Genomic DNA, 18,828 nt, shown 5'->3' with positions numbered 1-18,828 from the left:
CCATAGCTTTGATGCAAAGCTGTGTTGCTTCACGCGAGGACGACTCGCCGTGCTGAAGCAAGCTGAAGAATGACTCTCAGTTTGGCTTGATGACCTTCACGAGGTCGCGCGGATGCGCGTAGTCGAGCTGGTAGCGCGCGCGCTCGTCGAGCATGTCGGGATCGAGTCCGGCAGATCGCAGCAGCGCCACGCGCTGCTCGGCCCTGGCGCGCTCCTTCTTCAACTGCACCAGTTCGGAGGTCAACGCGACGATCTCCTGATCGAGCTCCTGCCGCGCATTGAGGCCGTATTTGCCGGTATAGGCATTGACCCCGAAATAGCTGATCATCATCGCCGCCAGTGCATAGAGCACGAGCCCGGTGAGGATCGATTTGAGGCGAGTATGCTTGACCATGCCCGAAAATGCGACGGCCCGGTTAAGGCGAACCTAACAACCGGGCCGCAACCTGAATTTGCGCGGCTTATTTCTTCAGCTTGTCGACCCAAACGGCGAAGGCGTCGATATAGGCCTGTAGCACCGGCCGGATCGATTCCTTGGCGATCTCGCCCTGTTCGTTGAACGCGTCGCCGACGGCATTCAGATAGATTTCAGGCTGTTGCATGATGGGACCGACAATCCCCGGCAGGGTCTGGCGCAAGGTGAGGGCTGCACCCAGGCCACCGATCGGACCGGGCGAGCTAACCACGATGCCGGTGGGCTTGCCGAGGAACGAGCTCTTGCCATAGGGCCGCGAACCGACGTCGATGGCGTTCTTCAGGACACCCGAAACCGAGCGGTTATATTCTGGAGAGACGAAAATGACAGCGTCGGACGACTGGATGGTCTCACGGAACTTGACCCAGTCAGCCGGCGGGGCAGCTTCCAGATCCTGATTGAAGAATGACAGGTCGTTCAGCGTCACGATATTGAGCTGCAGCGACGCCGGCGCCAGTTTGGCTAATGCATGCGCGATCTTGAGCGAGAACGACTGTTTGCGGAGGCTGCCGACAATGACGGCAACGCTGTAGGTGGCCATGAGATATCCCCTGAATAACTGCTTCCAAAAAGCGCGGAGCGCATCTGAAACCTGTCACCTATCCCGGCAAAAGATGCAAGTGCATGAACTGCATTTGATTGCCGCAATCGACCCAAACCGGCACTCCGCCTCGCCCGCCCAAACACATCTTCGTTATGCTGATATCGCTCAAATGGATGACGCGCGAAACACCGCTGCGATCGAACCTGCGGAGAGTGTTGCGCGACAAACCACGTAAGATAAACCGCGCACGCCAGTCCCGACTGATATGAGACGTCTGGCCAGGCTGCTCAAATGCGACCGTTGCAATTTGCGGGGCTTCCGATGCGCAACCTTGGTCTTGTGGCTTCCGTAGTCTTCGGCTTGAGCTTGCTCAGTCAGTCGGCCTTCGCGGATAAACGCGTCGCACTGGTGATCGGCAACTCGGCCTACCAGAATGTGGTCAAGCTCGCCAACCCGGCCAACGACGCCGCGGCGATGACCGAGACCTTGAAGACCGCGAATTTCGACATCGTCGAAGCCCGACGGGATCTGAAGGCGACCGAGATGCGCCGGACCTTGCGCGATTTCGCGGACAAGGCGCGCGATGCGGACGTCACGCTGGTCTATTTCGCCGGCCATGGCATCGAGGTCGATGGCACCAATTACCTCATTCCGACCGACGCGCTGCTGGAACGCGACACCGACGTCTATGACGAGGCGTTCTCGCTGGAGCGCATCCTCGTGACCATCGAGCCAGCCAGAAAGCTGCGGCTGGTGATCCTCGATGCCTGCCGCGACAACCCCTTCGTCAAGAATATGAAGCGCACAACCACATCGCGCGCGATCTCCCGCGGCCTCGCCAAGGTGGAACCGGCCAGCCCCAACACACTGATCGCCTATTCGGCCAAGGCCGGCTCGACCGCACTGGATGGCGACAGCAAGAACAGCCCCTTCACGGCCGCGCTGATCCGCCATATCGCGACGCCCGGCCTCGACCTGCGCAAGGCCTTCGGCTTTGTCCGCGATGACGTCATGAAGACCACCAGCAACCGCCAGGAACCCTATGTCTACGGTTCGCTCGGCGGCGACGACGTGCCGCTGGTCCCGGTGGCTGCCGTCGCGACCTCGCCCACCGTCAGCGCCCAGGCGGAAACCCGCCGCGATTACGAACTGGTCCTGCAACTGGCCACCCGAGACGGCTGGACCGCGTTCTTGACGCAGCACCCCGACGGCTTCTACGCGTCGCTGGCAAAATCCCAGCTGGCGAAGCTCGCCGCAGAGGACGCCCATTCCGCCGCCGCAGAGAAAGCCCGCCTCGCCACTGAAGAGAAAGCCCGTCTGGCCACTGAGGGTGCCAGAAAGGCCGAACAGACCAAGGCAGCGGCCGATGCCAAGGCCGCCGAGGATGCCCGGATCGCCGCCGAGAAAGTCAAAACTGCCGAACAGGAACGCGCCGCCGCCGGCGAGCGCGCCCGCGCGGCAGCCGAAGCCAGGGTCGATGCCGGCAAGCCGGACACGCCTGCCACCGGACCGCAGTTGGCGACACTCCCTGCCCCCACGGCCGATGTGTCACGAACACCCGCGCCAGCCGATCTGCCCCGTCAGGTCCAGATCGAGCTTCAGCGGGTGGGCTGCCTGCAGGGATCGGTCGACAACACATGGACTACGGCTTCCCGCAAGTCGCTCGAACGCTTCAATCGCTACGCGTCGACCAAATTCGATGCCAAGGCGGTCAGCACCGATGCGCTCGACGCGATCAAAGGCAGGTCGTCCCGCGTCTGCCCGCTGGTCTGCGCGCATGGCTCCGAGGCAGACGGCGACCGCTGCGTGAAAATCACATGCCGCGCTGGCACCTTCCTGAACGACGACAATGAATGCGAAAAGAGGCGCAGCCGCAACGAGGCCAAACGAAACGTGCCGCGCCGCGAGCACGATGAGCTTGATCGCCCGCAAATTCAGGCCCGCGCCCCGCGCGCGCAGCCGTCCGGCCAGATCGTCTGCGACAATGCCGGCTGCCGTCCGGTGCGTCCCGGCTGCCGGCTGGTGTCGCGCGACATGCGGATCGGGCTGACGAATGTGGAGGCGTGCAATTAAGCTACTCGTAGGATGGGTAGAACGTAGCGAAACCCATCGATGTCATGCCGGATTATTGATGGGTTTCGCTCCGGTGCCATCGCGCCTTCACCCTACCCGTCTTACAAACGCCCCACGGCTTGTGAGCTCTAGCTAGCTGCTGGGCGACTCTGCGAGACGCTTGATGATCGCAACGATCGCCTCCGACGTCTCGTCCGGCTTAAGCGTCGGATGCAGATGGGTGCCGTCCAGCCGGATACAGGGCCAGCCGCGACGATGCGCTTCCTCGGCAGCATGATCATAGATCGCCGAGGTCTGGATGAAGCCCGCCGGGATGTGATCCCACGGTGCCAGCTCGATAGTGTCATCAAACCAACTGATGGTCATGCGTGGCAGGCCAGCCTCGAATTCAGCGAATGCTTTCAGATCGTTTGCAAGACGATCGACTCCGACCAGCGACTTGCGATGCGCATCGGCATCGAACCAGCGCGACCAGACCGGCAGCATTCCGTCGTCATCGGCAAGGCTTCTGACGAGATCGCGGAGCGACGGCCGAACCGGCACGGCAGGCCCATGTCGCGGCGGAACATCGCCATCCACGATGATGACGCCGCTCGCGCCGAGACGAATAGCCAGTTCCACGGCCAATGTGCCGGCGGAGCTGTGACCAACAACAACGGGTGCCCGGAGCGGCGGGAGTTGCCTGAGCACATGCGTGCTCCATTCGCGCCATGAGGGCGGCGGCTGATCGTCCGATAAAACCTCGGGGACATGCACGCGCCATCCGCGCGCGCTGAGCTCCCCGGCCGTCGGCTGCCAGCTCGACGCCCTGACCAGCGGGCCTGCCAATAAAACGATATCCGAAGGCATGGCCTATCCTGTCGACGTCGCGTTCAAATCCAGCCCACATAAGCGCAGCGATATGCGGGCAGTATTACTCCAGCCGTTCAACATTGCGCAGCGTCGGGAACAGCCGCATCCACAGCAGCGCAATGGCGACGGTGCCGAGGCCGCCGATCAAGGCAGCAGGCACAGTACCGAACAATGCGGCGGTGACGCCGCTTTCGAACTGGCCGAGTTGGTTCGATGTGTTGATGAACAGGTAGTTCACCGCGCCGACCCGGCCGCGCATATCGTCGGGGGTCGCGAGCTGCACCAGCGAGAAACGGATCACCACGCTGACCGTATCGGCCGCGCCGAGTACCGCGAGCGCAGCGATCGACAACCACAGCCATTGCGACACCGCGAACACTGCTGTGGCAAGGCCGAAGATGATGACGGCCTGGAACATCCGCATGCCCACCCGGCGATTGATCGACCAGCGCGTCAGCACGATGGTCGTCAGCAGCGCACCGACGGCCGGCGCCCCGCGCATGAGGCCGAGACCCCACGGACCGGTCTGCAGGATATCGCGCGCATAGATCGGGAGCAGCGCGGTGGCGCCGCCGAGCAGCACCGCGAACAGATCGAGCGAAATGGTGCCGAGGATCGCCGGATTGCTGCGCACGAAGCCGACTCCGGCGAACAAGGTCCGCAGCGACGGAGGATCCTTCACTGCCACTTCGCGCTCCAGTCGGATGGCGCTGTTGAGCAGACCGCCGATCAGCCAGAATGCCGCCATCAGCACATAGGGCGTCGACGGCGACAGCGCATAGGCGATGCCGCCAAGCGCCGGACCGCAAATCATCGCCACCTGAAACACGCCCGTCGAGAGCGCCGTCGCCTTCTGCAGATGACCTTCCGGCACGACGCCGGGCAACAGCGCCGAACCGGCCGGCGCCTCGAAGGCCGTGGCAGCGCCAATCACCACCAGCGCCACGAAAATCTGTGGCACGGTGATCCAGCCGGCATAAGTGCCCCAGGCCAGAAGGATCGCCATCAGCCCCTGCAGCATCTGGCAGATCTGCACCACGCGGCGGCGATCATAGCGGTCGGCGATATGGCCCGCGACGAAGACCAGCGCCAGCATCGGTACGAATTGCGCGAGACCGACCATGCCAAGCTGAAACGCGCTGCCGGTCAGATCATAGATCTGCCAACCGACCGCGACAGCAGCGATCTGCGACGCGAAGCGCGAGAAGCTGCGCGATACCATGTAGTACAGATACGGCGGATGGCGCAGCAAGAGCCGCGCGCCGTGCGTAACGACGCCGGCAGACTGATCGGCGAGTGTCATCCCGGCATGTTCGGATTGATCAGATACTTCTCGCCGGTGGCGCGCTTCGCATAGGCCCGGAGATTGTCGAGCTGCAACACGCCTTCGAGCGAAATCACCTTGGTGTAGTGGCTGGCGAAGGTGGTCTTGAGTTCGGCGACCACGCGGGCGCGGAGCCTGGCGGCATCGGCGGCGCCGATCTTCTGCAGGAATGGAAACAGCAGCCAGCCGCCCATGCCCCAGGCCATGCCGGCCGGGACGAATTCGATCGGACGCAGATCCAGTCGGCCATAGACATAGACCTGCTTGTGCGTCGTCGAGCCGTAGCGGCTATAGACCTTCATTGCCTTGACGGCAGCGACTTCCATCGCCTGCAGGATCTGGCCCTGAAGCTTGCCGCCACCGGTGGCGTCGAAGGCCAGCGTGGCATTGGTGGCAATCAATGCGGCCGTCAGGTCTTCCATGAAGGTCGGCGACGTCGAATTGCAGACATATTTCGCGCCAATGCCGCGCAGCAGTTTTTCCTGCTCCTCGCTGCGAACGATGTTGACGAGATCGATGCCGTCCTTCTGGCAGATCTTGTTGAGCATCTGACCGAGATTGGACGCAGCAGCCGTATGCACCAGCGCCGTGTGCCCTTCCCGCTTCATGGTCTCGACCATGCCGAGCGAGGTCAGCGGATTGACGAAGCAGGATGCGCCCTCGGTGGCGGTCGTGCCCTCGGGCAGTGGCAGGCATTCCTTGACCTTGATGACGCGATACTGCGCATACATCGCGCCGCCGATCATGGCGACGGTCTTGCCCAGCAGCGCCTGCGCGGCCTCGGACGATCCGGCCTTCACCACGGTGCCGGCGCCCTCGTTGCCGACCGCCATCGACTCGTCGAGACGGCCGCCCATCGCTTTCATATTGGCCTGCGGCACGGTCGCGGTGACCACCGAGGATGCGCCAGAGCCGGAGGCTTTTGCGCTGGCCGGATCGGCCGCACCAAGCAGGAGACCAAGATCGGACGGATTGATCGGCGCAGCCTCGATGCGCACCACGACCTCGTCGGGACCCGGCGCCGGGATCGCCACCTGCTGCAGCGAGATTTCCAGCTCTCCGCTGTTTTTGATGAGCGAACGCAGTTCAAGTCCGGATGTGATATCAGTCATGGTCGTTCCCCTCTCCTCGATCTGTTCGGCGGTCTGGTGCCGCGTCAGTAGATGCCCGGAATGATGCGCTTGGTCTCGCGCATATAGGCCCGGTAGTCGTCGCCAAATGCCTCGATCAGCATGCGCTCTTCATAGTCGATACGGGTGAAGAACAGGATCGCGATCGCGACCAGTCCGCCCAGCGCGGCCACGGCATTCGGCAGCAGGAACGCCTGCGCCAATGCCCACAACCAGAACGAGGCATACATCGGATGGCGGATGCTGCGATAGACGCCAGCACGCACGATCTGGTGAGCCTCGCGGATTTCCAGGCTGGCCGACCACTGCCGGCCGAGATCCTTGTGCGACCGGCGAAACAGCCAGAGCGACAGCACATAGAGCGCGCCGCCGACCACGACCGCCGCATAATTCAGCTGATAGTTCAACGCGGCAGGCCAGCCGGTCACCAGCCAGATCAGCGGTACCACGAACAGGCCGATAGTGGCGATTGCCAGCAGGATGCGTTCACGGCTCCAGCCGACCGCGCGCAATGTCGCCGTGCGGCGAGCCTTGCGCGCATAAGGGTAGCGAATGATGAACCAGGCGATCAGGCCGATCGCCCAGACATATGTTCCAAGAAGTGACGCGGTCATTGTCGTCCGATCAGGCCATCATGCGGCATTCACGGATGCCCCGGCTTGCGATTGAGAGGATGAGGTCTTGGACAGCGGCATATCCAGCAGCGCGCCATCCGCACCAAAGCGCTTGAGGCCACCTTCGCCCGCAGTGATCTCTTCAAACGGCAGAGGACCGCAGATCACCATGCAATAGTCATAGGGCGCGCGGCACTGATTGCCCATCACCATCTGATAGTGGATGCGCATGAAGCTGAAGCGATAGCGCTTGAACTGCTCCCTGCCCATCATGGCATGCATCTGGACGCGGCGGATGTTCGGCCTGCCCTCGTCGCGATCGCGGCTGCGGCGTTTCAAGGTCACCGGGTCGAAGCGGTAGAAACTGATGACGTCGTCGCGGGCATGATATTCGGTCCAGCGGATCGCCGGCGTGTCGGCGACGAGGTGCGTTGCCTCGCGCACGCTCTTGCCCGCGGGATGCAACGAGAATTTCGGGATGGTCGCGCTCACCGTCATCACGCAGATGGTCGGGCCATGTTGGGTCAGATCCGGGTCGAGCGCGAGCGCGCGCGCCACCGCCTCCATTACCAGCGCCGCACCGAGGCAGTGGCCGACGATCACGATCTCGTCGACATCGGCCTTCTGTGCGCGGGCCACGATCACCTTGGCAAATTCATCGACGCGCGCCTTCATCTTCGGCCGCTGGCCATGGACATATTGCCGCGAGAAGATCCAGTCGTCGAACACGTGATTGATCGGCTTGCGCCAGCCGTAATGGTGCAACAGCGCCGTAAAGACGGCCGCAGCGACAATAGCACCGGCGATCCATGCGGCCGCACCATTCATGCCGAACAGCCAGGTCAGCCCATACCCCGCCGCCGCGCCACACGCGGCGAAGCCCGCGATCCACAGATAGGAGAACAGGAAGAAGCCGGCATATTTCCAGCTCGCGTAGAAGAAGCGGAACAGGGTTCCCGTCACAAGCCAGTCACCCAGCGTAACAAAGGCGGCGCCCAGTCGCGACAGCATGCCCCGGGTGTGATCCTGCAGGATCAGGTCATCCCAGCGCAGCATCTCGTAGATGGTTTCGGTCTTCCAGTTCGGCCCGGATGTCTCGGCCCGCCAGGATGCGCTCACGTCCGTAGCGTCAAGCACGCCGGACGCATGCGCAGACACGCTCCACGTCTTTTCGAACGTCGATAGCGAACGCCGAAAGCGCTCGAGCTGCGTTTCCGGCAGAATCGGGTCGTAGCCGCCAATGTGGAAGACATGTCGCCGCGCGATCATCGTCCGTCGCTCCCGAGTGCATCACGCACCGTTCTGATCCGGTGCATAGCAAATTCGCCTGCGCCGACAAACCTGCCTATGCCCAAAACAGAAGCGTCCGGCAGGATTTTGTCGCCCACAGGTCACACCACGGCCCTTTCGCAACTGCCCCCATCACAATTCCGGGAATCGGGGCAGGACCATGATTGACGGCAGGGGTTTATGTCTGAACATGTCGCGGGTTTTTCCGAAGAAAGAAAGCACTATGTCGATCATTACCATGGGCTTGAAGCGGCTGTCGTGGACCTCTCCGGCAGCCGTTTTGCTGATTCTGTCGTCCCTCTTTGTTGGCTCGCTCGCCAGTTCCGGCAATGCCGATGCCGCACCCGGCCGCCGCCCCGGCCATGTCTATCTCTATCGTGGCCTCATGAACGTGTTCTCGCTCGGCATGGACCAGCTTGCCTACAAGCTTGAGGCGGCCGGCGTCGCCTCCTCGGTCAGCAATCACACGCTGTGGAGCGGCCAGGCGGACGACATGATCGCCAAATACAAGGCCGGGAACCGCGAACCGATCATCCTGATGGGCCATTCGGCCGGCGCCGACGCGACCATTTCGGTCGCCCGCAAGCTCGCGCAGTACGATGTTCCGGTGGCACTGATCGTGAACTTCGATCCGGTGGCGCCCGATGCTGTCCCCAATAATGTGAAGCAGATCGTGAACTATTACGTACCCGCTGGCTGGGGACGCGCGGTGTCTGCGGATCCCCGCTTCAAGGGCAAGCTCGCCAATGTCAACGAGAGCAGCACCACCAACCACTTCTCGATCGACAAGGACGACAGCCTGCAGCGCCAGGCGATCGCCCGGGTGCTCGCCGTCACCGGCGGCGGCATCCGCCGCAAGCCGGCGGCGCCAAAGCCTGCACAGGTCTCGGCTGCTCCGCAGTAACAAGCGGTACATTTCAAAACGCATTCAGCCGAGGTGATGATCACCTCGGCTGAATTGTTTTAGCCATCCGGCATACTCAGACGATCAACACGTCATGATGTGCCGGAGGCGTCGCCGGCGCGAGCGCAGCATCGTGAGCGCCGAGAGCATCGTCGGGGGCCGGTGCCGCCGCGACGGGATGGCTGGACGCCGTCAGGATCTGAGCAAGAGCAACTTCCGCAGCGCTCTCGCTCTGCGTGCCATTTTGCACTTCCGCGTGCCCAGTCGTCTGACTGAAAGCAAAGTTCTCACTGCCAGCGCTGCTTGCAAGCGCTTGTCCAAGCGTATCGACGGCAATGCTCGCGTTCGCGAATTTCAGAAACTCCGTATTGGTGAGATAGTCAGTGCCGTCGCGGCCAGCGACGGTGTCAGTGACGATCGTCTGAGCGCCACTGCGGTTGATGCTGTAGTCAGCTAGATTGCCGGAGAATACCGCGGTGTCGGTGCCGTTGCCGCCATTGATGATGTCATTGCCGATCCCGCCAGCAATGTAATCATCGCCGTCGCCGCCGCGGACGACATCGTTGTCACTCGATGCGCCGAAGAACCAGTCCTGATGCTTGGCCGTGTCGAACTGGATGCTGCGGACATAGAGATCGAAGGAGCCGGGTGAGCTGGCATTGGTGCCGTCGGCCGGCGCCAGATCGACGCCATTGACGGCAATGTCCTTGAAATGCAGCGCCCGCCCGGGCTCGGAATTTGCGAAATTGATCGCGACACTGGAGATGCTGGCAGGATTGTCGAAAGTGACCGTATAGGTCTGATAGCCCGACGGATCGCTTGCAGGCGTGAATTCAAGCAGGCCAGACACCGGCTGGCCGTTGACCAGAACCTGCGCCTGCGCGCCGATCCCGTTCACGACGGAGCCATAGCCCGTCAGCGTGATGGTGGTACTCGTGAGCTTGCCCGCAACGCCGGGGCCGGCGACAATCGTGTCATTACCGGCGCCGCCATAGATCTCGTCATGTCCGAGCCCGCCGAAGATGACGTCGTTGCCGCCTCCAAGATCAATCGTATCGCCAATCGACGAGCCCGTGACAGTGATGCCCGGTGTTGCTCCTGTCCCATGGAAATACTGCGCCACCACATCCTGCGCCGGCTTGTCCATGACCGAATAGCCGGTTTCCGAGTAGAAGTTGTTGAGGTCCCACTGCCAGAACTCGACGCCCTTCAGCCAGCTGCCGCCATGCGCGCTCCAGACCTGGAAGAAGGCATTATAGGCATCGGCCTGCTCGGCCAGATCCGCAGGTGCTTTCGATGATCCGCCGCCCGGATTGATCGCGGTGCCATCGATACTGCGATAGCCAACCTCGGTCATCAGCACAGGCTTGCCGTACTCTAACGCCAGCGAGTGAAAGAAATCGATGGGCGACTGATAACCAAATGCTTTGGCGTAATACGGATTGTACGGCACCTCGTTCCAGGCGTGCACGAGATCGTCCACCGTCGGCGTCGTGCTGGCCGTCAAGGGTGGATAGGCGTTGATCCCGATCGTATCGAGCTGATCCCAAAAGCTGACCTTGGATGCCTCATCGGTCGCCGCCGCGTAAGTGACTTCGCCATGATAGACGCCGCGCACAGCTCCAATGATATCGGTCCAGTAGCTGCGATAGGCTTCGCCCGACAGGCTGCTCATCTCATTGCCGATGGCGAAACTGGCGACGTCGCCCTGCTCGGCTATTTCAGCCAGATGCACGATCTCGGCCTTGTAGGACGCGAAGAATGCATCGACATCAGAAGGCGCCAGACTGTGCGAAATCGTACCGTCGAGACCTGTGATGCCCGGCTTGAAAACGACATCCAGCCCCGCGGCATGCGCCTTCTGAAAACCAGCGAGCAGGCTCGCATCGCTTTCGGTCTTGGCCGGCACGGCGAGCACGTCATTGCCGGTTCGACTGTCGGTCCATATCCGCGTGGTCAGGGCGATCGAATTCGATCCCAGTGATGCCATTTCCTGAAACGCCTGATCGGCCGACGTACTGGAAAACTGTCCATTCCACTCAGACAGTGCACCGAAACCTTGGACCTTGAAGATGTTGGGCATTCGCGCTCTCCATCGGCATTGCCTGGAGAAGGCTGAACCCGCAACGTGATACCTTCGCGACCGCAATGGGGTATGATGATGACGTCTACAAATTGAACTTCGTTGTCACCTTGCACAATCAGGATCATTCAATGAAAAACGCCGCCCGCTATTTCAGCGAACGGCGTTGATCACGTAGTTGTTGCCCGGCCCGGAAGGCCGCGGCTGCGCTTTACGCGAGAGCTTTCAGTGCGGCCTTGCCGGCATATTTCGCCTGGGTGCCGAGTTGCTGCTCGATGCGCAGCAGCTGGTTGTACTTGGCGGTGCGGTCGGCGCGTGCCAGCGAGCCGGTCTTGATCTGTCCGCAATTGGTGGCGACGGCGAGATCGGCAATCGTGGAGTCTTCAGTCTCGCCCGAGCGATGCGACATCACCGCAGTGTAGCCGGCCTTGTAGGCCATCTCGACGGCGCTCAGCGTTTCGGTCAGCGAACCGATCTGGTTGACCTTGATCAGGATCGAATTGGCGCGGCCGTTCTTGATGCCATCGGCCAGACGCGTAACGTTGGTGACGAACAGATCATCGCCGACCAGCTGGCACTTCGAACCGATCAGATCGGTAAGCTGCTTCCAGCCGTCCATGTCGTCTTCCGACATGCCGTCCTCGATCGAGACGATCGGATAGTTCGCAACGAGCTGGGCGAGATACTTGGCCTGCTCGGAGATGTTGCGGGTCTTGTTCTCGCCGCCATAGACGTAAGCGCCGTCCTTGAAAAATTCGGTGGCAGCGCAATCCATCGCCAGCATCACGTCCTTGCCGGCGCTGTAGCCAGCCTTGTTGATGGCAGCCATCACGAAATCCAGCGCCGCTTCGGCCGAACCGATATTGGGTGCAAAGCCGCCTTCGTCGCCGACATTGGTATTGTGACCGGCTTTCTTCAACTCGCTCTTCAGCGTGTGGAAGATCTCGGCGCCGCAGCGCAGGCCTTCGGCGAAGGAGGACGCGCCGACCGGCATGATCATGAATTCCTGGAAGTCGATCGGGTTGTCGGCATGCATGCCGCCATTGATGATGTTCATCATCGGCACCGGCAGCGTGCGGGCCGAGGTACCGCCGACATAGCGATACAGCGGCATATCGAAGGATTCGGCTGCGGCCTTGGCGGCGGCCAACGACACGCCGAGGATCGCATTGGCGCCGAGGCGCGACTTGTTCGGGGTGCCGTCGAGCTCGATCATGATATCGTCGAGCTGGACCTGGTTCTCCACGTCCATGCCGCCGATGGCGTCGAAAATCTCGCCATTGATGGCGTCGACCGCCTTCTGCACGCCCTTGCCAAGATAACGGCCCTTGTCGCCGTCGCGCAGCTCGACCGCCTCATGGGCGCCGGTGGAGGCGCCCGACGGAACCGCGGCGCGGCCCATCGACCCATCTTCGAGGACGACGTCGACCTCTACCGTGGGATTACCGCGGCTATCGAGAATTTCGCGGCCGATGATGTCGACGATGGCGGTCATGGATGCCCTCTTTGTGCTGGGGGTGGGTCGTTGGCGCCGCTTCTACAGCAAGCCTCCCGGCGGGAAAACCCCGTGCAGCGTGACGACGGGCCGGAGATTGGCTAAGAACCGCCGCAACGGAGATATTTATGTCAAAAACACCCCGCAAATCCCCAAAATTGCCTGATGACCTGCAGCTCGGCCGCGCCGTGGAATGGCCGACCTCCCCGGAGCAAGCCAAACTCGACCGTGTACCGAACCCGCAGAAAGACACCAATTATGTGGTGCGCTTCACGGCGCCGGAATTCACCTCGCTGTGCCCGATCACCGGCCAGCCGGATTTCGCCCATCTGATGATCGACTATGTGCCGGGCCAATGGCTGGTCGAGTCGAAATCGCTGAAGCTGTATCTCGCATCGTTCCGCAATCACGGCGCCTTCCATGAGGATTGCACCGTCGAGATCGGCAAGCGCGTAGCCTCCGCCATCAAGCCGAAATGGCTACGCATCGGCGGCTACTGGTATCCGCGCGGCGGCATCCCGATCGATGTGTTCTGGCAGACCGGAACACTGCCCAAAGGCGTCTGGGTCCCCGAGCAGGGCGTCGCGCCATATCGCGGGCGAGGGTGAAACCTCAGCCCGAAAGGGAAACAACGGAAGAACCAACCGTGCGCCAACGCAAATCCGCACGCCTACTCGTCATCGACAAGGACGGGCGTGTTTTGCTCTTCCGTTTTATTCACAAATCAGGTGCCCTCGCCGGCCAGGATTATTGGGCAACACCGGGCGGAGGTTTAGAGGAAGGTGAGACCTTCCATGACGCTGCCATTCGCGAACTCCGGGAAGAAACGGGCTTGATCCGCGATACAGTCGGTGAGCCTGTGGCGGACCGAGAGTTCAGTCTACAAATGCCCGATGGCGAGTGTGTCAGCGCGTTCGAGAAATATTACCTCGTAACATCGAAGGATGCCACGCTGTCCCGTCTCGGATGGACCCTGGATGAGTCGGAAGTGATCGCCGATCACCATTGGTGGTCGCGAGATGAATTGATGCACACCACCGAGATCGTCTGGCCTGAAGAAATACTGCAGATGCTGGCGACCGCCGCATCACGCTAGCCCCGCGTCAAGTGCTCCCCGCATCTGCAGGCTTGCGTTGCTTCAGCAGCTTCGCCGATGCAAAGCCGAGCACAAAGACGATCGCTGCGCTCGTCAACAGCGTCGGCATCTTGCCGGCATGGGCGAGACCGAAGCCGTAGGCGATCGGACCGACGGACTGGCCCATGAAGAAGCAGAAGGCGTGCAGCGACATGGCGCTGGCGCGGGCTTCCTGGGACAGCTCCGTCGAGAATATCTGCAGCGAGCCGTGCAGCATATAGAAGCCCCAGCCCATCAGCAGCAGGCTCAATGCCTGGACCTGCCAGTTGGGGCTGAAGGCAGTCGCGGCGAGCTGGATCGCAATCACGATGCCGCCATAGATCATCATGCCGTTGATGCCGAGCCGCGCCAGCATGCGCGACACGGTCGCTGTGTAGAACAGGCCGCCGACGGCGAAGCAGGCGAGCACGAGACCGGCGATCGACAGGCTGGTGACGCCGCGGTCGAACAGGAATGACGAGATATAGGGAAACAGGCCGAGGATGCAGCAGCCCTCGACAAACACCGCGCTATAGACGATCAGCGTGTTCGGATTGCGGAAGATGACCTTGTAGCCCCGCGCCAGCTTGCGCAGATCGGCCTTCGCAGCCGGCTTGACGAGCGCAGCGCCCTTGAAACCGAGCGCCACCGCAACCGAAGCAGCGATGGCAAGGCTGCCGAGGATCACCAGCACGCCGCGCCAGCCGAAAAAATCGCCGATCACGCCCGAGGCGGTCGAACCGAGCAGATTGCCGGTCATCGCGCCCGCCATTACGCGGCTGAGTGCGACCTGACGCAGCTTCGGTCCGACCAGATCGCTGGTCAGGCTGAGCGTTACCGGAAACACCCCGCCTGCCCCGATGCCGGCAAGCACGCGCGTCGCCAGCAGCAGCGGATAGGACGTGGTGAGCGCGCCGAGAATACTGGCAAGACCGAGCAGCACCAGGCAGACGATCATCAGCCGCGCTTTGCCGAACATGTCGGCGGCGGCGCCGAGCACCGGCTGCACGATCGCAAAGGTGAAAGCGAGCGCGGACGACAGGCCCGCGGCGACGGCGACTGTCACGAACAAATCGTCCGCCACATGCGGCAGCACCGGATCGAGCGCACGCTGCGATAGCGCGGCAGCGAAGGACGCCAGTGCGATGACATTGAGAACCGGCGGCAGCATCAGCGCGCCGCCGCGAGCCGATGCGGCATCATCACGCCTTAGCTGTCTGCTTGGCGAGCGCGTCGAACGCCATCAGGTTCTTCACCAATGCCTCGAAGTCACGGAGCGGAACCATGTTCGGCCCGTCGGACGGCGCGTTATCCGGATCAGGATGGGTCTCGATGAACACACCGGCGACGCCGACAGCCACGGCCGCGCGCGCCAGCACCGGCACGAATTCGCGTTCCCCGCCCGATGACGTGCCTTTGCCGCCCGGTTGCTGCACCGAATGGGTGGCGTCGAAAATCACCGGCGCGCCGGTAGTGCGCGCAAGAATCGGCAGCGCCCGCATGTCGGAGACCAGCGTATTGTAGCCGAACGACGCGCCGCGCTCGGTGACCAGCACCTTGTCATTGCCGCTGCCGGTCAGCTTGCTGACCACATTGGCCATGTCCCAGGGCGCCAGGAATTGCCCCTTCTTCACATTGACGACCTTCCCCGTTGCCGCGGCAGCCAGCAGCAGATCGGTCTGCCGGCACAGGAAGGCCGGGATCTGGAGCACGTCCACCGCCTCGGCAGCTCGGGCGCATTGCTCGTTCTCGTGCACGTCGGTGAGCACAGGCAAGCCAAGCGTCTCGCGGATCTCGGCAAAGATCGGGAGAGCATCGTCGAGGCCGATGCCACGCGCGGCGGAGGCGCTGGTCCGGTTGGCCTTGTCGAACGAGGTCTTGAAGACGAGACCAATTTTGAGCCGCGTCGCGATCTCCTTCAGCGCATGGGCCACTTCGAGCGCATGGGCCCGGCTTTCGAGCTGGCAAGGCCCGGCGATCACCGAGATCGGCAGAGCATTGCCAAAACGGACGGTACCGAGTGCGACGACGGGCGCGGCTGTGGACGATGCGGTCAAATTGATCTCCTTATTCCGGTGACCATGACCGCAGGACCGTGCGGGATGCAAGCCGGATCAGGCCCGTCCCGCCACTCGGAATATCAGGGTTGCAGCGGGCGATACCGCCAACCTGACCGATGCGGCTATCCCGCACCGGTCTGATCGGCCTGGGCCCGGGACGCGCTTACTTAAGCGCCGAAAATGCCGTCGGGGCCAGCAGCTGGCTGACGATATTGCCGACGATCTGGCCATCCTCCTCGGACTTGGCGCGTGCCGCGATCCATTCGGGATCGGACATGAAGGCGGTCCACACCTTCTCGCGCTCGGCGAGCGATTCCCATCTGAGGATGTAGGTCAGTTCCTGATTGGATTCGCCGATCACGGTGGTGAAGAAACCGGACTGCCGGATCCCGTGCTTCTCCCACAGTTTCAATGTGACAGATTCAAATCGCTTGATCAGCGCCGGTAAACGTCCCGGCAAGCAGCGATAGACGCGCAATTCATAGATCATCGACTTTGGTTCCTTCCTTTTTGTCAGCCTCGAATGGCTTTCGCGCATGGCTTATTGCGGCATCGTCCCTTGCCTGCGCAACGTCAGGCTTACATCATGCCGCCTGTGACGCAACCGACTTGGATCCACGATGCAAAAGCCTCTTCTGTCGCTAGTCGCCCTGATAACACTGATCGTGTCTGCCACCGCTCAACAGCCTGGCAAGATCACGTCGGGCGCAACCGGCGTGACGGTCGATAGCAAGCCGGCAGCCCGCGTCGGCGACACCACCACGGACGGCAAGATCATCGAGGGCGCAAAGGGCGTCTATATCAACGGCAAGCCTGCAGCCGTCGTTGGCGGCAGCACCGAATGCGGCGGCAAGACCATCTCGGGCAGCACCGGCGTGTTCATCAACGGCAAGCCGATGGCCCGTGCCGGAGACAGCACGTCGGGCTGCAAGTAGGATTGATCGGACATGCCTTCTTCGTCATAAGCGCGACGGGCGGCCGGCATTCGGGCCACGGATCACTGCGCGAGTGCTTAGTTGAGCGTCGGCTTTACGACAACGAGAACCGCGATCATCACGATCGATGCAATGATCGTCGGCATGGTCCAGCGCACTTCAACCACATCGCCGGCCGCCGCCCTGCGGAGCTGCCCCGACTGCAGACCGTGAATCCCGGACAACACGACAACGATGAGCAGCTTCGCATTCAGCCATCCGCTGCCGAACCAAGAGCCGCTCAGCGCGACACCGATACCAAACGCCCACACCGCGAGCATCGCAGGCACTGTGACAAGACGGTCATAACGCCGCGCTGCGGCAGCAAACCGTTCCGCTTGACCTGGCATCCTCGCCAGGATCGCGAGGGCAATGGAGATCGCTAGCACGCCGCCGGCGAACAACAGCGCTGCAGCGACGTGAAGCGCCTTCAGCCAGGTATACCCGTCGAAGATCATCGGCCCGGTGCCTCGCCGCTACCAGCCCGGATCTCCCGCTCGACCAGTTTGATGCTGAGGATGCTTGCGAACGGCACGAAGGCGGAAAGCAGCAGAAGAGTAGCTTCGCGACGTAGCCAAAGCCCCACGCCGACAGTCTCCAGTAAAAGCCAGCAGTAGGCGAGAAAAGCGATCCCATGCACCGGACCCATCAGCCGCACGCCCAGCGGCCACTCCCAGACATATTTCAGCGGCACTGCGATACAAACGAGCAGTATCAGGGTCGTTCCTTCAAGCACCGAGGCCAGCTTGAGCCTGCGCAGCATCGTCACATGCATGTCGATCAATTTCGATCCCTGGTCGCTCACCAACGGAGCCGCGCCTTCACTGCCAATTGTGACGCGAAAACTAGTGCCGTCATGCGGACGGCACCAGTGGCGCTTTTGCCTATAAGCGATCGATTTCTGCCAACATGTGCTAATGTGGAAGCCGAGCAATCGGAACGGACAGACAATGGTTCACAAGGTCGGCATCGTGGTGCCCCAACGCGTTATTCCCTACGACGTCGCGATCGCCTGCGAGGTGTTCGGACGTCTGCACGATCCGGACGGGCGAGCGCGGTACGAGGTGCGCGTCTGCGGAGAGGCCCCGGAAATCCGCGCGCCTGCCTTCAGCCTGAAATCTCCGTTCAGGCTGAACGCGCTGAAGTGGGCGGATACCGTAATCGTGCCGGGAATCGACGATCCCTTCGCGCCGATCTCGCAACAGCTCCTGCTCGCGCTGCGGCTTGCGAGCAAGCGCGGCGCAAGGATCGCCTCGGTCTGCTCCGGCTCGATCATTCTGGCGGCAGCCGGCCTGCTGTCCGGTCGTCGCGCAACCACACACTGGCTTTGCGCGGAGCAGTTCGCGCAGCAATACCCGGATATTTCAGTCGATCCGAACGTCCTTTATGTCGATGAGGGAGAGATCATCACATCAGCCGGCGCTTCGGCCGGCATGGACATGTGTCTGCATCTCGTCAGGCGCGATTTCGGCCAGGCCGTCGCGGCGCATGCAGCCCGTCTGGCAGTCGCACCGCTCGATCGCGACGGCGGCCAATCGCAATTCATCCAGCACGCGCCTCCGAATTCGACGGGCTCGCTGGCGCCGCATCTCGAATGGATGGCGAGCCGACTGAACCGGCCATTGACCGTCGCCAAGATGGCCGCGCGTGCACGGATGAGCGAGAGGACCTTTGCCCGCCGTTTTCGCGAGCAGCTCGGCATCACGCCGATGCAGTGGCTTCTGAAAGCGCGGCTTCGCAGAGCTCAGGAACTGCTGGAAAATAGCACAGCCTATGTCGACCAGATCGCGACTGCCTGCGGCTTTCAATCGACCGTCACGTTCCGATCCAGCTTTCGTCGCATGACCGGTGTCAGCCCCGCGAGCTATCGGCGCCGCTTCAAGGCTGCGTGACACG

General features: G+C 62.1%; 20 protein-coding genes. 6 read left to right on the top strand and 14 right to left on the bottom strand.

Annotation, left to right across the window (positions count from 1 at the left end; translation table 11 throughout):
• Nucleotides 1-76: 76 nt before the first annotated feature.
• Together AB8A27_RS09355 and AB8A27_RS09350 are read right to left on the bottom strand one after the other, a co-directional pair.
• Complete coding sequence (locus tag AB8A27_RS09355; protein ID WP_441241665.1) at nt 77-394, bottom strand: FtsB family cell division protein; 318 nt, start codon at nt 392-394, stop codon at nt 77-79.
• Nucleotides 395-461: 67 nt separating this feature from the next.
• Nucleotides 462-1,016: an NADPH-dependent FMN reductase gene (locus tag AB8A27_RS09350; RefSeq protein ID WP_441241664.1), complete on the bottom strand. Its 555-nt coding sequence runs from the start codon at nt 1,014-1,016 to the stop codon at nt 462-464.
• Nucleotides 1,017-1,340: 324 nt separating this feature from the next.
• Here AB8A27_RS09350 and AB8A27_RS09345 point away from each other — a divergent pair, with 324 nt between their 5' ends.
• Complete coding sequence (locus AB8A27_RS09345; protein ID WP_441241663.1) at nt 1,341-3,092, top strand: caspase family protein; 1,752 nt, start codon at nt 1,341-1,343, stop codon at nt 3,090-3,092.
• A gap of 132 nt (nt 3,093-3,224) precedes the next feature.
• Here AB8A27_RS09345 and AB8A27_RS09340 read toward each other — a convergent pair whose 3' ends face one another.
• From AB8A27_RS09340 to AB8A27_RS09320, 5 genes are all read right to left on the bottom strand, one after another.
• Complete coding sequence (locus tag AB8A27_RS09340; protein ID WP_441241662.1) at nt 3,225-3,941, bottom strand: alpha/beta hydrolase; 717 nt, start codon at nt 3,939-3,941, stop codon at nt 3,225-3,227.
• A 64-nt stretch (nt 3,942-4,005) separates the two neighbouring features.
• On the bottom strand, nt 4,006-5,247 hold the full coding sequence (locus tag AB8A27_RS09335; protein WP_441241661.1) for an MFS transporter: 1,242 nt from the start codon (nt 5,245-5,247) through the stop codon (nt 4,006-4,008).
• Nucleotides 5,244-6,380, bottom strand: a complete 1,137-nt coding sequence (locus tag AB8A27_RS09330; protein ID WP_441241660.1) for a zinc-binding dehydrogenase — start codon at nt 6,378-6,380, stop codon at nt 5,244-5,246. Before AB8A27_RS09330 ends, AB8A27_RS09335 begins: the two co-directional genes overlap by 4 nt.
• Before the next feature lie 44 nt (nt 6,381-6,424).
• The gene (locus AB8A27_RS09325; protein WP_441241659.1) at nt 6,425-7,012 is read right to left on the bottom strand and encodes a protein-S-isoprenylcysteine O-methyltransferase; all 588 of its coding nucleotides are present in this window, start codon (nt 7,010-7,012) and stop codon (nt 6,425-6,427) included.
• An 18-nt stretch (nt 7,013-7,030) separates the two neighbouring features.
• A complete protein-coding gene (locus tag AB8A27_RS09320; RefSeq protein WP_441241658.1) occupies nt 7,031-8,281 on the bottom strand; it encodes a hypothetical protein in 1,251 nt (416 codons plus the stop codon).
• 244 nt (nt 8,282-8,525) lie between these two features.
• Between AB8A27_RS09320 and AB8A27_RS09315 the strand changes: the two genes are divergently transcribed.
• A complete protein-coding gene (locus tag AB8A27_RS09315) occupies nt 8,526-9,206 on the top strand; it encodes a hypothetical protein (protein ID WP_441241657.1) in 681 nt (226 codons plus the stop codon).
• 76 nt (nt 9,207-9,282) lie between these two features.
• On the opposite strand, the gene AB8A27_RS09310 is transcribed toward AB8A27_RS09315, so the two are convergent.
• Both AB8A27_RS09310 and eno read right to left on the bottom strand, forming a co-directional pair.
• Nucleotides 9,283-11,289, bottom strand: a complete 2,007-nt coding sequence (locus AB8A27_RS09310; protein WP_441241656.1) for a glycoside hydrolase family 113 — start codon at nt 11,287-11,289, stop codon at nt 9,283-9,285.
• 211 nt (nt 11,290-11,500) lie between these two features.
• Nucleotides 11,501-12,784 carry a phosphopyruvate hydratase gene (gene eno / locus AB8A27_RS09305; RefSeq protein ID WP_441241655.1) on the bottom strand — a complete coding sequence of 428 codons (1,284 nt, stop codon included), beginning with the start codon at nt 12,782-12,784 and terminating at the stop codon, nt 11,501-11,503.
• A gap of 128 nt (nt 12,785-12,912) precedes the next feature.
• On the opposite strand from eno, the gene queF reads away from it, so the two are divergent.
• Nucleotides 12,913-13,392 (top strand): preQ(1) synthase, encoded by a 480-nt coding sequence (gene queF / locus AB8A27_RS09300; protein ID WP_089264508.1) that lies wholly within the window; start codon nt 12,913-12,915, stop codon nt 13,390-13,392.
• Between the two features lie 38 nt (nt 13,393-13,430).
• Nucleotides 13,431-13,880 carry an NUDIX hydrolase gene (locus AB8A27_RS09295; protein ID WP_441241654.1) on the top strand — a complete coding sequence of 150 codons (450 nt, stop codon included), beginning with the start codon at nt 13,431-13,433 and terminating at the stop codon, nt 13,878-13,880.
• A gap of 7 nt (nt 13,881-13,887) precedes the next feature.
• On the opposite strand, the gene AB8A27_RS09290 is transcribed toward AB8A27_RS09295, so the two are convergent.
• The 3 genes from AB8A27_RS09290 to AB8A27_RS09280 form a co-directional block, all read right to left on the bottom strand.
• The gene (locus AB8A27_RS09290) at nt 13,888-15,069 is read right to left on the bottom strand and encodes an MFS transporter (protein ID WP_441241653.1); all 1,182 of its coding nucleotides are present in this window, start codon (nt 15,067-15,069) and stop codon (nt 13,888-13,890) included.
• Between the two features lie 31 nt (nt 15,070-15,100).
• Entirely contained in the window at nt 15,101-15,955 is an 855-nt protein-coding gene (kdsA, locus tag AB8A27_RS09285) for a 3-deoxy-8-phosphooctulonate synthase (protein WP_441241652.1), read from the bottom strand.
• A gap of 166 nt (nt 15,956-16,121) precedes the next feature.
• Entirely contained in the window at nt 16,122-16,448 is a 327-nt protein-coding gene (locus tag AB8A27_RS09280; RefSeq protein WP_441241651.1) for an NIPSNAP family protein, read from the bottom strand.
• Between the two features lie 130 nt (nt 16,449-16,578).
• Between AB8A27_RS09280 and AB8A27_RS09275 the strand changes: the two genes are divergently transcribed.
• Nucleotides 16,579-16,893 carry a PAAR domain-containing protein gene (locus tag AB8A27_RS09275; RefSeq protein ID WP_441241650.1) on the top strand — a complete coding sequence of 105 codons (315 nt, stop codon included), beginning with the start codon at nt 16,579-16,581 and terminating at the stop codon, nt 16,891-16,893.
• Between the two features lie 77 nt (nt 16,894-16,970).
• Here the strand turns inward: AB8A27_RS09275 and AB8A27_RS09270 are convergent, their stop codons facing one another.
• The gene (locus AB8A27_RS09270; RefSeq protein ID WP_441241649.1) at nt 16,971-17,390 is read right to left on the bottom strand and encodes a CopD family protein; all 420 of its coding nucleotides are present in this window, start codon (nt 17,388-17,390) and stop codon (nt 16,971-16,973) included.
• Nucleotides 17,387-17,707, bottom strand: coding sequence for a DUF3817 domain-containing protein (locus AB8A27_RS09265; protein WP_441244864.1), 321 nt, complete (start codon nt 17,705-17,707; stop codon nt 17,387-17,389). The genes AB8A27_RS09270 and AB8A27_RS09265 overlap by 4 nt, the downstream gene beginning before the upstream one ends.
• A 175-nt stretch (nt 17,708-17,882) precedes the next feature.
• Here AB8A27_RS09265 and AB8A27_RS09260 point away from each other — a divergent pair, with 175 nt between their 5' ends.
• Nucleotides 17,883-18,824, top strand: coding sequence for a GlxA family transcriptional regulator (locus AB8A27_RS09260; protein ID WP_441241648.1), 942 nt, complete (start codon nt 17,883-17,885; stop codon nt 18,822-18,824).
• Nucleotides 18,825-18,828: the final 4 nt, after the last annotated feature.

The sequence above is a fragment of the Tardiphaga sp. 768_D3_N2_1 genome (assembly GCF_052076105.1).
GTDB lineage: Bacteria > Pseudomonadota > Alphaproteobacteria > Rhizobiales > Xanthobacteraceae > Tardiphaga.
This window is presented reverse-complemented; position numbering and strand designations above follow the sequence as displayed.